Below are 13,097 nucleotides of genomic sequence, written 5' to 3'. Positions count from 1 at the left end.
CGCGATTACCCCACGAGTTGGTTGAGAGAAAGGATAGGCAGCAGGATGGCGAGGACGATCATCAGCACCACAGCCCCCATGACCACCAGCATGAACGGTTCGAAAAGGCCTACCAGCAAGGCGATGCTGGCGGCCAGGTCGTTTTCCTGATTGCGCGCGGTGCGGGCGAGCATCTGGTCGAGTTCGCCGGAACGTTCGCCACTGGCGATCATGTGCAGCATCATCGGCGGAAACTGCCCGCTGCCTTCCAGGGCGCGGGTCAGGCTGCCGCCTTCACGGACCTTCTGCGCGGCCACCACCACATGCGCGCGGATCACCCGGTTGGAAATCACTTCGGCGCCGATGCCAAGGGCCTCCACCAGCGGCACGCCGCTGCGGGTGAGGATCGCCAGGGTGGAAGCGAAGCGCGCGGTATCGGTGGCACGCACCAGTCGTCCCACCAGTGGAATGCGCAACATCAGGGCATGCCAGCGCTGGCGCAGGTTCGGATCGCGCAGTGCCCAGCGCGCGCCGACGAAGGCCGCAATCAGCACCAGGAGCATCAGCCAGCCCCAGTGTTTGACCAGATCGCTCAGGCCAATCAGGCCGCGGGTGAGCAGAGGCAGGGTCTGCCCCGAGTCGATGAACACCTTGACCACGTCAGGCACGACGAAACCCAGCAGGAAGGCGACGATCGCCAGCGACGCGCACATCAGGATCACCGGATAGAGCAGCGCCAGCTGGATCTTCTGGCGTGACTGCTGGCGTTGCTCGGTGTAGTCGGCCAGTTGCTCGAGCACCGGTCCCAGGTGGCCGGCGTGCTCACCCGCCGCCACGGTGGCGCGATAGAGCTCGGGGAAAGCCAAGGGGAACTCCCGCAGGCTGCTGGCCAGGCTGTGGCCTTCCAGTACCCGGGCGCGCACCGCCAGCAGCATCGACTGGATGCGTGAACTGCCCGACTGCGCAGCCGCCGCACGCAGCGCTTCCTCGATGGGCAGCGCCGCTTGCACCAGGGTCGCGAGCTGCCGAGTCACCAGGGCCAGGTCACGGGCGGACAGGCCCCGCGCAAGACTGAAGCGGCCCCGCTCGGCCTGCTCGCGAACGCGGGTGGCGCGCACTTCCAGCGGTGCCAGCTGGCGCTCGCGCAGCAGCTGGCGTACCTGGCGGGCGCTGTCCGCTTCGAGCACACCCTTCTGCTGGCGGCCCCTGGCGTCGAGTGCAAGGTATTCGAATGCGGCCATTTACTCTTCCTGGGTGACCCGCAGCACTTCTTCCACCGTCGTGATGCCTTCCAATACCTTGCGCCGGCCGTCCTCGCGGATGCTCGGGCTGGATTGCCGCGCATGGCGGACCATTTCCTGTTCAGAGGCAACGCTGTGGATCAGGCTGCGCATGTGATCGTCGAACACCACCAGTTCGTAGATACCGGTTCGCCCTCGATAGCCCTGTTGGTGGCATTCCGCGCAACCGCGGGCGCGATGCAGGAGCGGCGCGCTGTCCACCTCGACATTGAGCAACTGGCATTCGGCGGCATCCGGCTGATAGGCCTCCTTGCAATGGGGGCAGAGCACCCGCACCAGGCGCTGTGCCAGCACACCCAGCAGGGATGACGACAGCAGGAAAGGCTCGACCCCCATGTCCACCAGGCGGGTGATGGCGCCGATGGCACTGTTGGTGTGCAGGGTGGAAAGCACCAGGTGGCCGGTCAGCGAGGCCTGCACGGCAATCTCGGCGGTTTCCTGGTCGCGGATCTCGCCCACCATCACCACGTCCGGGTCCTGGCGCAGGATGGCGCGCAGGCCTCGGGCGAAGGTCATGTCCACCTTGGGGTTGACCTGGGTCTGGCCGATGCCCTCGATGTGGTACTCGATCGGGTCTTCGACAGTGAGGATGTTGCGCGTGCGGTCGTTGAGGGTGACCAGGCTGGCGTACAGGGTGGTGGTCTTGCCCGAGCCGGTGGGCCCGGTGACCAGCAGGATGCCGTGTGGACGGCGGACGGTGTTTTCCAGCAGGTCGCGATCACGCGCGCTCATGCCCAGGTGCTGCAAGGTCAGGCGCCCGGCCTGCTTGTCCAGCAGACGCAGCACCACGCGCTCGCCATTGGCCGACGGCAGCGTGGATACGCGGATATCCACCTCACGTCCGGCCACCCGCAGGGAAATACGGCCGTCCTGGGGGATACGCTTCTCGGCGATATCCAGCCGCGCCATCACCTTGATCCGCGATACCAGCAAGGCCGCCAGTTCGCGCTTGGGCTCCAGCACCTCGCGGAGAATGCCGTCGACACGGAAACGCACGACCAGGCGCTTCTCGAAGGTTTCCAGGTGGATGTCCGAGGCGTTCTCCTTGATCGCCTCGCCGAGGATGGCGTTGATCAGGCGGATGATCGGCGCATCGTCCTCCTGCTCCAGCAAGTCCTCGGTTTCCGGAATCTGCTCGGCCAGGGCGGCGAGGTCCAGGCTACCGCCGAGGTCCTCCGCCAGTTGCATGGCAGCGGAGGAATCATGCTGATAGGCCTGGGCCAGGGCCTGTTCGAAGGCTTCGCCGCTGAGGGGCCTCAGCGGCAGGCTGCGCCCGGCGAAACGCCGCGCCTCGGCCAGGGCCACCAGCTCGACGCCGGGCCGATGGGCCAGGCAAGGGTCAACTCCATCCAGCAACAGCACGCCGTGCCGCTTGGCAAAGCCGAATGGGAACCGCCGCAGCGGGGCTTCAGCGAGTGGTGGGTTCATCCGTGGGCGCCTGTTTCAGATGGGTCCGAAAGAAAGTATTGCAGCGCAATCTGACGATTGTGCACCGCTGCTGTCCGATTCTTATGATTGGTGTGAACAAAGCCACCTAAAGCCGTAAAAATTCACAGATATCTTTAGCACAGCGACTGCGTCGCAACATCATCTGTACGGCCGAGCATCGCCCTCGAACGCACTGCTATGATCAACGCAGTTCTGCCAAAACATAAAACCAGAAGAACGATACAGCCTTAGGAGTTGGACCCACTTGCAAGCCCCGGATTCCGTAAACTGGCTGCAACGCCATGCGCCAGCACTCGTCGGTGCATTGCTGGTCCTGGCCATGGGTGCCAGCTTCGCCTGGCAGACCCGGGAATGGCTGCGCGCGGTCCAGGCTCCCGCCCGCGCACCGGAGCAACAGGGAGCTCAACAGGCCACCGCCCAGCCGCTGCAGAACCTGGAGCCTTTGTTCGGCCCCGCCCCGAAAGCCCAGCCAAGCGGCCCACCGCCCACCACCAATCTGCGTCTGACCCTGCTCGGCAGCTTCGTCCACGAGGGGCCGGACAAGTCCACCGCCATCATCCAGTTCGAAGGCGGCAAACCGCGACGCTTCAACGCTGGCGAGGAGATCACCAGTGGCGTCAAGCTGCACGCGGTCTATCGCACCCATGTCGAAATCGAACGCAACGGGCGCCTGGAAAGTCTCAGCTTCCCCGAACCGCGCTCACGCTTCACCGCCGTCGGTGCCACCCCGGACGAATCGTCCACCACGGTGATCGACGAGCTCAACGGCCTGCAGGAAGACAACGCCGCCGAATTGCGCGAGCGCATGGAGAAACTGCGCCAACAGATGGAAGACCCGGAGAACACCGCCTCCGAACCTTCCGCCGAACCGCCCCAGGATAGCGAATGACACGATGACCCCGACTTTCTCGCGCCTCACGCTCGCCCTGTTCGCCGCCGGGATGCTGGCCGCGCCCCTGCCCCTGCTCGCCGCCCAACCGACCACCGAGCCGGGCAGCGCGCAGCAACAGCAGGATGCCTGGACCATCAACCTCAAGGACGCCGACATCCGCGAATTCATCGACCAGATCGCCGACATCACCGGCGAGACTTTCATCGTCGACCCGCGGGTAAAGGGCCAGGTCAGCGTGGTATCGAAAACGCCGTTGGGGATCAACGAGGTCTATCAGCTGTTCCTTTCGGTAATGGCCACCCACGGCTTCACCGTGGTCGCCCAGGACGGCCAGGCGCGGATCATTCCCAACGCCGAAGCCAAGGCCGAAGCCAGCAGCACCCGCCCTGGCGCCGAAAGCCTGGAAACCCGCGTGATCCAGGTGCAACACACGCCGGTGACGGAGCTCATCCCGCTGATTCGACCCCTGGTCCCCCAATACGGCCACCTCGCTGCCGTGACCTCGACCAATGCCCTGATCATCAGCGACCGAGCCGCCAACATCACCCGCATCGAAGACCTGATGCGCCAGCTCGACCAGAAGGGCGACCGCGACTACACCGTCCTCAATCTCAAGTACGCCTGGGTGATGGACGCCGCCGAGGTGCTCAACGCCTCGCTGAACCGAGGCCAGTCCAAGGGCACTTCCGGCACCCAGGTGATCGCCGACGCCCGCACCAACCGCCTGATCATCCTCGGCCCACCATCGGCCCGGGCGAAACTGGCGGCCCTGGCGCAATCCCTGGACACCCCGGCCTCGCGTTCGGCCAATACCCGCGTGATCCGCCTGCGCCACAACGATGCCAAGAGCCTGGCCGAAACCCTGGGCGAGATTTCCGAGGGTTTGAAGAACGGGGAAGGCAGTGCCGAAGGCGGCGCCCCTGCCAGCGGCGGCAAGCCGCAGAATATTCTGATCCGCGCCGACGAAAGCCTGAACGCCCTGGTGATGCTGGCCGAGCCGGACGTGGTCGCCGCCATGGAGGACATCGTCCGCCAGCTCGACGTGCCCCGCGCCCAGGTGATGGTGGAAGCGGCCATCGTGGAGATTTCCGGCGATATCACCGAAGCCCTTGGCGTGCAGTGGGCAGTGGACGCCCGCGGCGACACCGGCGGCCTGGGAGGGGTCAACTTCGGTAATACCGGGCTGTCGGTCGGCACCGTGCTCAACGCCATCCGCGACGACGAAATTCCCGACACCCTGCCGGACGGCGCCATCATCGGCATCGGTACCGACCATTTCGCCGCACTGATCACCGCGCTCTCGGCGAACAACAAGAGCAACCTGCTGTCCACCCCGAGCCTGCTGACCCTGGACAACCAGAAGGCAGAGATCCTCGTGGGCCAGAACGTGCCCTTCCAGACCGGCACCTTCACCACCGACGCATCCGGCGCCAACAACCCCTTCACCACCATCGAACGCCAGGACATCGGCGTAACCCTGAAGGTGACCCCGCACATCAACGAAGGTGCAACCCTGCGCCTGGAGATCGAGCAGGAAATCTCCTCCATCGCACCAACCGCCTCACTCACTGCCCAGGCGGTCGACCTGATCACCAACAAGCGCTCGATCAAGAGCACCATCCTCGCCGAGGACGGCCAGGTGATCGTGCTGGGCGGCCTGATCCAGGACGACATCACCCAGACCGACTCCAAAGTGCCGCTGCTGGGCGACATCCCCATCCTCGGCCGATTGTTCCGCTCCACCAGGGACACCCATGTGAAGCGCAACCTGATGGTCTTCCTGCGGCCGACCGTGGTACGCGACCGTGCCGGACTCGCGGCCCTGTCCGGGAAGAAGTACGACGACATCCGCATCGTCGGCGAACACGACAAGGAAGGCCGCCCGGCCATCCTGCCGCGCCATCCGGTGGAACTGTTCGACGGCCAGAAGACACCGGCCATCGACCTGCGCAAACCCTGATCGAGCACACCCTCGTCTTCGCGGCGAGGGACAATTCGAATTCTCAAGAAAAAAGGGCGGCGCACCGCCTGGTGCCGCCGCCCTTCCCTCCCCCGACTGGAAGTCAGTCGAGATAGATCATCTTGCGGGTCATTCCGCCGTCGACCATGAATTCCTGGCCGGTGACGAAGCTGGCGTTGTCCGATAGCAGCCAGGCCACCTGGGCGGCCACGTCTTCCACGACCCCCACGCGTCCCAGCGGATGCTGGTCATGGTCCAACTCGGTCAGCGGCGCTTCCTTGCGGGCGGACGGGTCGCGGGCATCGATCCAGCCCGGCGTCACGGCGTTGACCCGGATCTCCGGCGCCAGGCTCATGGCCAGTGCATGGGTCAGGGCCAGCAGGCCGCCCTTGCTGGCGGCGTAAGCCTCGCTATCGGGCGCGGACTGGTGAGCACGGGTGGAGGCGATGGTGACGATGGCCCCCTGGTGGGCCCGCAAATAGGGCGCGCAGTGCTTGGCGAGCAGCATGGTGCCCGTCAGGTTGACCGCGAGCACACGATTCCAGCGAGCCAGTTCCAGGCTTTCCAGCGGCGGATTGTGCGGTTCGGCGATGGCGGCGTTGCTGACCAGCGCATCGAGACGACCGAACTGCCCAAGCACTTCGGCCACGCCCACCGCCACCTGGCTTTCATGGGCCACATCCATGGCGACGAACCAGGCGTTCTCGCCAAGCGCCTTGGCCACTCTGGAGCCACGGGCGCGATCGATATCAGCCAGTACCACCTGCCAACCTTCGGCAATCAGCCAGGCCGCCACTCCCAGGCCGATACCACGCGCGGCACCAGTGACCAGGGCGACCTTGCCGTTGTTCGGCACGGTGGCCTGCAGGCTCCAGTCGATCACAGAGCAGCGAGCCCGAGCTCCAGGTCGGCCTTGAGATCGCCCACATCTTCCAGGCCGATGGCCAGGCGGACCAGGCTGTCGCTGATACCCGCGTTGGCACGCTCCTGCGGCGACAGGCGGCCATGGGAGGTGGTGGCCGGATGGGCGATGGTGGTCTTGGTGTCACCCAGGTTGGTGGTGATGGAGATCATCCGGGTGGCATCGATGAAGCGCCACGCCGCTTCCTTGCCGCCCTTGACCTCGAAGCTGACCACCGCGCCGAAGCCCTTCTGCTGGCGCTTGGCCAATTCGTGCTGCGGATGGCTCTCCAGCCCGGCGTAATAGACGCGCTCGACACCGGGCTGCTGCTCCAGCCACCTGGCGATTTCGAGGGCGCTGGCGCAATGCGCCTGCATGCGCACACGCAGCGTTTCCAGGCCCTTGATCATCACCCAGGCATTGAAGGGGCTGAGGGTCGGGCCCGCGGTACGCAGGAAACCCACGACTTCCTTCATGTGCTCGGCACGGCCGGCGACTACGCCACCCATGGTGCGGCCCTGGCCGTCGATGTACTTGGTGGCCGAGTGCATGACGATGTCGGCACCAAGCTTCAGCGGTTGTTGCAGGGCCGGGGTGCAGAAGCAGTTGTCCACCACCAGCAGCGCGCCCTTCTCGTGAGCGATGTCGGCCAGGGCTGGAATGTCGACCAGCTCCGCCAGGGGGTTGGACGGCGACTCGACGAACAGCAGCTTGGTATTCGGCTTGATCGCCGCCTTCCAGCCATCCAGGTCGGACAGGGCCGGGTAGTCGACTTCGATGCCGAAACGCTTGAGGTACTTCTCGAACAGGCTGATGGTGGAACCGAACACGCTGCGGGACACCAGCACGTGGTCACCACCACTGCACAGGCTCATGGCAATGGCGAGAATCGCCGACATGCCGGACGCGGTGGCCACGGCCTGCTCGGCCCCTTCCAGTGCAGCGATGCGCTCTTCGAAGGTCCGCACGGTCGGGTTGGTGTAGCGCGAATAGACGTTGCCCGGCACCTCGCCGGCAAAGCGCGCAGCGGCGTCGGCGGCGGTGCGGAACACGTAGCTGGAGGTGAGGAACATGGCCTCGCCGTGTTCACCCTCCGGGGTACGGCGCTGGCCGGCACGCACGGCCAGGGTGTCGAAGGCCGCGCCTTCCAGGTCACTGTCCAGCCTTCCGGCTTCCCATTCCTTCGTCATGTTCCCACCTCTTCAAAAAAACGTAGCCCGGATGGAATCCGGGCTATCGACCTGTGGCGCGAGACTACGGCCTGCAGATCAGTTGTTGTACAGATCGATGATGGCGCTGACCGCGTGGGCCTTGGCCTTGGAGGCGTCATTACGCGCCTGCTCGATCTTGTTCAGGTACTGCTCGTCGACATCGCCGGTGATGTACTTGCCATCGAATACGGCGCAGTCGAAGTGGTCGATCTTCACCTTGCCGCCACCTACTGCGTCGATCAGGTCCGGCAGGTCCTGGTAAACCAGCCAGTCGGCACCGATCAGCTCGGCCACTTCTTCGGTGGAGCGGTTGTGGGCGATCAGCTCGTGGGCGCTGGGCATGTCGATGCCGTAGACGTTCGGGTAGCGCACCGCCGGGGCAGCCGAGCAGAAGTAGACGTTCTTGGCGCCGGCTTCGCGGGCCATCTGGATGATCTGCTTGCAGGTGGTACCGCGCACGATGGAGTCGTCCACCAGCATCACGTTCTTGCCGCGGAATTCCAGCTCGATGGCGTTGAGCTTCTGGCGTACCGATTTCTTGCGCGCGGCCTGGCCCGGCATGATGAAGGTACGACCGATGTAGCGGTTCTTCACGAAGCCTTCGCGGAACTTCACGCCCAGGTGGTTGGCCAGTTCCAGGGCCGCGGTACGGCTGGTATCCGGAATCGGGATCACCACGTCGATGTCGTGGTCGGGACGCTCGCGCTGGATCTTCTCAGCCAGCTTCTCGCCCATGCGCAGGCGTGCCTTGTAGACGGAAATGCCGTCCATGATGGAGTCCGGGCGCGCCAGGTAGACGTGCTCGAAGATGCAGGGGGAGTACTGCGGATCAGCCGCGCACTGGCGGGTGAACAGCTTGCCTTCCTCGGTGATGTAAACCGCTTCGCCCGGAGCCAGGTCACGAATCAGGGTGAAGCCCAGCACGTCGAGGGCGACGCTTTCGGAGGCAATCATGTACTCGACGCCCTCGTCGGTGTGGCGCTGGCCGAAGACGATCGGGCGAATGGCATGGGGATCGCGGAAGCCAACGATGCCGTAGCCGGTGATCATCGCCACCACGGCGTAACCGCCCTTGCAGCGCGCGTGCACACCGGAAACGGCAGCGAACACGTCTTCCTCGGTGGGCTGCAGCTTGCCGCGGTGGGCCAGTTCGTGGGCGAACACGTTGAGCAGCACTTCCGAGTCGGAGTTGGTGTTCACGTGGCGCAGGTCGGATTCGTAGATTTCCTTGGCCAGCTGCTCGACGTTGGTCAGGTTGCCGTTGTGCGCCAGGGTGATGCCATAGGGCGAGTTCACGTAGAACGGCTGGGCTTCGGCGGAGCTGGAGGAGCCGGCGGTGGGATAGCGCACGTGGCCGATGCCCATGCTGCCGACCAGGCGCTGCATGTGGCGCTGCTGGAAGACGTCACGCACCAGACCGTTGTCCTTGCGCAGGAAGAGCCGGCCATCATGGCTGGTCACAATACCGGCAGCGTCCTGGCCGCGATGCTGAAGGACGGTAAGCGCGTCATACAGCGCCTGATTGACGTTCGACTTACCGACGATACCGACGATGCCACACATGTGACGCAACCCCTGCTAGTAGTTCAGGCTAATCAAGTACCCGTCCAGGCCGGTTGGGCATGGATGGGCATGCTTTCGGGTGCGGCGCATCAGCTGGGTGAGCTGATGCCGCTCGCGAGCCACTGACTGGTAAAGCCCAGAATGAGGTTCTTCGACCAGTCGGCGACCATTAGAAAATGCGGCAACAGCGTGGATTGCTGCCACCAGGGATCCTGTTGCACCGGCGCCAGGCTGAGCAGGCCGACCAGCAGCACGACCAGCAGCGCACCACGGGCGGCGCCAAAGGCCATGCCCAGGACGCGGTCGGTGCCGTCCATGCCGGTGACCCTGACCAGCTCGCCGATCAGGAAATTGATCAAGGCGCCAACCAGGAGGGTGGCGACAAAAAGGATGGCGCACGCGGCGATGATGCGCGCCGAAGGCATCTCGATGAATTCGGTGAGGTGCAGCGACAGGGCGCCGCCGAAGGTCCAGGCCACTACACCTGCGACTATCCACGTCAGCAGCGAGAGAGCTTCCTTGACGAAACCCCGACTCAAACTGACCAGACTGGAAACGGCGATGATGGCGATGATCGTCCAATCGACCCAGGTGAATGCCACGATGCAGCCCACAAACTGAAAAGGCGCTGCATTTTAGCAGAGCCCTTTGACTCCGGTAACCCGCGGAACCGAAAGGGCTCGATTATCCCGATCTATCAGCCCTTTTCCGGCTGGAAACGAACGATGAAGCCGTTCAACTTCTGCTGGCGGGCCAACTGGTCACGCAGGCGGTTGGCCTCGGCCCGCTCGATGACCGGTCCGACGAACACGCGGTTCATGCCTTCAACGCTGCGGATATAGGCGTTGTAACCCTGGGTCCGCAGGTTCTTCTGCAGGTTCTCGGCACTGGCGCGGCTGGACAGGCTGGCGAGCTGGATCGACCAGCTGACCGGCAGTCCGTTGACGTCCAGGCGCTTCTCGTCGGTCTTCGTCTCAGCCACGGGGGCGGCCGGAGCCGGAGCAGGCGCCTTGGCCTGTACCTGGGGTTGCGGCTGCGGTTGTGCCGGAGCGGGTACCGGAACTGCCGGCGCAACGGGCTGGGCAGGCGCAGCCGGAGCGGGCTGTTCAAGCGGCGGCACATTGGACGCCAGCGCATCTCCAGCAGGTTCCAGCGGTGGCACGGGTTCCTGGGGCAGCGCCTGGGGTTCCGGCACCTGGACCTGCTCGAGCTCGACCGGCGGCATTTCCGGCGCCTTCGGCATGGGAGGCGCCTCGACCACGACCTGGCGCAGCTCATCCTCGCGACTGAACAGCATCGGCAGGAAGATCACCGCCAGCGCCACCAGCACGAGCGCGCCGACGATACGTTGCTTGAGTCCCTTGTCCAAGACAGCCATTTCCCCTACTCCCCCGTTGCGAAGCTTTCCAGCCAGCCCAGCGCCTCAGCCACACTGTAGAACGATCCGAATACCAGGATCTCGTCGTCCGGTGTCGCCTGCTCGCACTGTGCTTCGAGTGCTGCGGCGATATTTTGGTGGACACTGACGCTTGCATGAAGGTTCGTCAATGCCGCCTGCAACTCGGACGCGGAGCGAGTGCGCGGCGTCGGCAACGGTGCCACCGCCCAGTTGGCCAGGCAGCCTTGCAGCGGGCGGAGAACCCCGGGAAGATCCTTGTCGGAAAGCAGGCCGAACACGGCCAATCGGCGCCCAGCGACAGGACGGGCGGCCAGGCGCGCAGCCAGGTATTCGGCCGCATGGGGGTTGTGCCCGACATCCAGCAGCAGGGAAACCCGCTTGCCGCGCCAGTCAATTTGGCGGCGATCCAGACGCCCGGTGACGCGAGTGCCCAGCAGGGCGGCCTGCAAGGCATCCGGTTGCCAGGGCATGCCCAAGAGCGCATACGCCTGAAGCGCCAGGGCAGCGTTTTCCATGGGCAGGTCGAGCACGGGCAGGTCGTGCAATTCCAGCACCTGGCCGGAAGCGCTCACACCGCGCCAATGCCAGTTGGCCTCGCCTTGCGCCAGGTCGAAGTCGCGGCCGCGAAGGAACAAGGGTGCGGACAGAGCATTCGCCTGCGCCAGCAGGGGTTGCGGCGGGTCCAGGTCGCCACACAGGGCAGGTTTGCCAGGGCGGAAGATGCCGGCCTTCTCGAAGGCGACACTTTCCCGGGTATCGCCCAGCCAGTCGGCGTGATCCAGGCCAATACTGGTCACCAGCGCCAGGTCGGCATCCACCAGGTTCACCGCGTCCAGGCGACCGCCCAGGCCCACTTCCAGCACTACGGCATCCAGGGCGGCATGCTGGAATAGCCAGAAAGCCGCCAGGGTGCCCATTTCGAAATAGGTGAGGGAGATTTCGCCGCGCGCCGCCTCGACGGCGGCAAAGGCGTCGCAGAGCGCCTGGTCGCTGGCCTCCTGGCCATTCAACTGGACACGCTCGTTGTAACGCAGGAGGTGCGGCGAGCTGTACACACCGACTTTGAGCCCCTGGGCACGCAACAGCGCAGCCAGGAAAGCGCAGGTGGAACCCTTGCCGTTGGTGCCGGTGACCGTGATCACTTTCGGCGCCGGTCGGCTCAGGCCGAGCCGGCTGGCAACTTCGCGGCTGCGCTCCAGTCCCATGTCGATAGCCGTGGGGTGGAGCTGTTCAAGATAGGAAAGCCAGTCGGCAAGGGTTCTCTGAGTCATGCGATAGCCGGGGAAGGAAGACGCGTCATCTGCGCCAGCAGCCGGCCAAGGCGCTCACGCAGTTCCGCGCGGGGGATGATCATGTCGATGGCGCCGTGCTCCAGCAGGAACTCGCTACGCTGGAAGCCTTCCGGCAGTTTCTCGCGCACGGTCTGCTCGATCACACGCGGACCGGCGAAGCCGACCAGTGCACGCGGCTCGCCGACGATCACGTCGCCGAGCATCGCCAGGCTGGCGGAAACGCCGCCGTAGACCGGGTCGGTCAGCACGGAGATGAACGGGATACCCTCTTCGCGCAGGCGAGCCAGGGCCGCGGAGGTCTTGGCCATCTGCATCAGGGAGATCAGGGCTTCCTGCATGCGGGCACCGCCCGACGCGGAGAAGCACACCAGCGGGCAGCGCTGCTCCAGGGCAACGTTGGCGGCACGCACGAAGCGCTCACCGACGATGGCGCCCATGGAACCGCCCATGAAGGAGAATTCGAAGGCGCAGGCCACGATCGGCATCTTGTGCAGGGTGCCACGCATGGCGACCAGGGCATCCTTCTCACCGGTGTCCTTCTGCGCGGCCGCCAGGCGGTCCTTGTACTTCTTGCTGTCGCGGAACTTCAGGCGATCCACCGGCTCCAGGTCGGCGCCGAGCTCTTCACGGCCTTCCGGATCCAGGAAGATGTCCAGACGGGTGCGTGCACCGATGCGCATGTGGTGGTTGCATTTCGGGCAGACGTCCAGCGTCTTTTCCAGTTCGGGCTTGTACAGCACCGCGTCGCACGACGGGCACTTGTGCCAAAGGCCTTCGGGGACCGAGCTCTTCTTCACCTCGGAACGCATGATCGAAGGGATCAGCTTGTCTACCAGCCAGTTGCTCATGCTCTAGTTCTCCACAGCTTTCAGGCCCGAACACGCGCTAGCGGTTCATAGCCCCGCGCATGTCCTTGAGCGAATTCATGGTTGCGATCCCGGCCCTGACAAAGTGTCCGAGAATCACCCTGGAGATGGCCTTGCCATCGCCCTCGTAAAAAACAGGCCCGATCGACGCAGCCTTGCCACGCGACCCGGCAGGCTTCGCCTGCGTGGGCAACTCGCTTATGGACGGCAGCGAAACGCCGTCCGTCACATATGCAGGAGACGCGCCGGCATCCGACCGCACGAAAGCTTCCGCGATCCGCATT

At 64.9% G+C, this 13,097-nt stretch carries 12 protein-coding genes; 2 read left to right on the top strand and 10 right to left on the bottom strand.

The features are described 5' to 3' along the window. Positions 1-5: 5 nt before the first annotated feature. Both xcpS and gspE read right to left on the bottom strand, forming a co-directional pair. Positions 6-1,220, bottom strand: a complete 1,215-nt coding sequence (gene xcpS / locus FXN65_RS09395; protein WP_151132852.1) for a GspF family T2SS innner membrane protein variant XcpS — start codon at positions 1,218-1,220, stop codon at positions 6-8. Continuing rightward, entirely contained in the window at positions 1,221-2,708 is a 1,488-nt protein-coding gene (gene gspE / locus FXN65_RS09390; protein ID WP_151132850.1) for a type II secretion system ATPase GspE, read from the bottom strand. A gap of 265 nt (positions 2,709-2,973) precedes the next feature. On the opposite strand from gspE, the gene FXN65_RS09385 reads away from it, so the two are divergent. Together FXN65_RS09385 and gspD are read left to right on the top strand one after the other, a co-directional pair. Further along, positions 2,974-3,618 (top strand): type II secretion system protein N, encoded by a 645-nt coding sequence (locus FXN65_RS09385; protein ID WP_151132849.1) that lies wholly within the window; start codon positions 2,974-2,976, stop codon positions 3,616-3,618. Between the two features lie 4 nt (positions 3,619-3,622). Continuing rightward, positions 3,623-5,581: a type II secretion system secretin GspD gene (gene gspD, locus FXN65_RS09380; RefSeq protein WP_151132847.1), complete on the top strand. Its 1,959-nt coding sequence runs from the start codon at positions 3,623-3,625 to the stop codon at positions 5,579-5,581. Positions 5,582-5,684: 103 nt separating this feature from the next. Here gspD and FXN65_RS09375 read toward each other — a convergent pair whose 3' ends face one another. The 8 genes from FXN65_RS09375 to FXN65_RS09340 form a co-directional block, all read right to left on the bottom strand. Further along, entirely contained in the window at positions 5,685-6,464 is a 780-nt protein-coding gene (locus FXN65_RS09375) for an SDR family oxidoreductase (protein ID WP_151132845.1), read from the bottom strand. Then, positions 6,461-7,672: an O-succinylhomoserine sulfhydrylase gene (locus FXN65_RS09370; RefSeq protein WP_151132843.1), complete on the bottom strand. Its 1,212-nt coding sequence runs from the start codon at positions 7,670-7,672 to the stop codon at positions 6,461-6,463. The genes FXN65_RS09375 and FXN65_RS09370 overlap by 4 nt, the downstream gene beginning before the upstream one ends. Before the next feature lie 78 nt (positions 7,673-7,750). Then, on the bottom strand, positions 7,751-9,256 hold the full coding sequence (gene purF, locus FXN65_RS09365; protein WP_151132842.1) for an amidophosphoribosyltransferase: 1,506 nt from the start codon (positions 9,254-9,256) through the stop codon (positions 7,751-7,753). A gap of 89 nt (positions 9,257-9,345) precedes the next feature. Continuing rightward, on the bottom strand, positions 9,346-9,858 hold the full coding sequence (locus FXN65_RS09360) for a CvpA family protein (RefSeq protein ID WP_028631332.1): 513 nt from the start codon (positions 9,856-9,858) through the stop codon (positions 9,346-9,348). A 95-nt stretch (positions 9,859-9,953) separates the two neighbouring features. After that, a complete protein-coding gene (locus tag FXN65_RS09355; protein WP_151132841.1) occupies positions 9,954-10,634 on the bottom strand; it encodes an SPOR domain-containing protein in 681 nt (226 codons plus the stop codon). Between the two features lie 5 nt (positions 10,635-10,639). Further along, the gene (gene folC, locus FXN65_RS09350; RefSeq protein ID WP_151132839.1) at positions 10,640-11,926 is read right to left on the bottom strand and encodes a bifunctional tetrahydrofolate synthase/dihydrofolate synthase; all 1,287 of its coding nucleotides are present in this window, start codon (positions 11,924-11,926) and stop codon (positions 10,640-10,642) included. Beyond that, entirely contained in the window at positions 11,923-12,795 is an 873-nt protein-coding gene (accD, locus tag FXN65_RS09345) for an acetyl-CoA carboxylase, carboxyltransferase subunit beta (RefSeq protein ID WP_151132837.1), read from the bottom strand. Before accD ends, folC begins: the two co-directional genes overlap by 4 nt. Positions 12,796-12,832: 37 nt before the next feature. Next, entirely contained in the window at positions 12,833-13,096 is a 264-nt protein-coding gene (locus tag FXN65_RS09340; protein ID WP_151132835.1) for a hypothetical protein, read from the bottom strand. Between the last annotated feature and the right edge of the window lies 1 nt (position 13,097).

The organism is Pseudomonas lalkuanensis (assembly GCF_008807375.1).
Classification (GTDB): Bacteria; Pseudomonadota; Gammaproteobacteria; order Pseudomonadales; family Pseudomonadaceae; genus Metapseudomonas; species Metapseudomonas lalkuanensis.
Note: the sequence above shows the minus strand (reverse complement) of the source record. Positions and strands in the feature narration are given on the sequence as shown.

Bases quoted from the DNA above. Each gene is read 5' to 3' on its own strand.
- xcpS (WP_151132852.1), bottom strand. From the start codon at position 1,220: ATGGCCGCATTCGAATACCTTGCACTCGACGCCAGGGGCCGCCAGCAG.
- gspE (WP_151132850.1), bottom strand. From the start codon at position 2,708: ATGAACCCACCACTCGCTGAAGCCCCGCTGCGGCGGTTCCCATTCGGC.
- gspD (WP_151132847.1), top strand. From the start codon at position 3,623: ATGACCCCGACTTTCTCGCGCCTCACGCTCGCCCTGTTCGCCGCCGGG.
- FXN65_RS09370 (WP_151132843.1), bottom strand. From the start codon at position 7,672: ATGACGAAGGAATGGGAAGCCGGAAGGCTGGACAGTGACCTGGAAGGC.
- purF (WP_151132842.1), bottom strand. From the start codon at position 9,256: ATGTGTGGCATCGTCGGTATCGTCGGTAAGTCGAACGTCAATCAGGCG.
- FXN65_RS09355 (WP_151132841.1), bottom strand. From the start codon at position 10,634: ATGGCTGTCTTGGACAAGGGACTCAAGCAACGTATCGTCGGCGCGCTC.
- folC (WP_151132839.1), bottom strand. From the start codon at position 11,926: ATGACTCAGAGAACCCTTGCCGACTGGCTTTCCTATCTTGAACAGCTC.
- accD (WP_151132837.1), bottom strand. From the start codon at position 12,795: ATGAGCAACTGGCTGGTAGACAAGCTGATCCCTTCGATCATGCGTTCC.
- FXN65_RS09340 (WP_151132835.1), bottom strand. From the start codon at position 13,096: ATGCGGATCGCGGAAGCTTTCGTGCGGTCGGATGCCGGCGCGTCTCCT.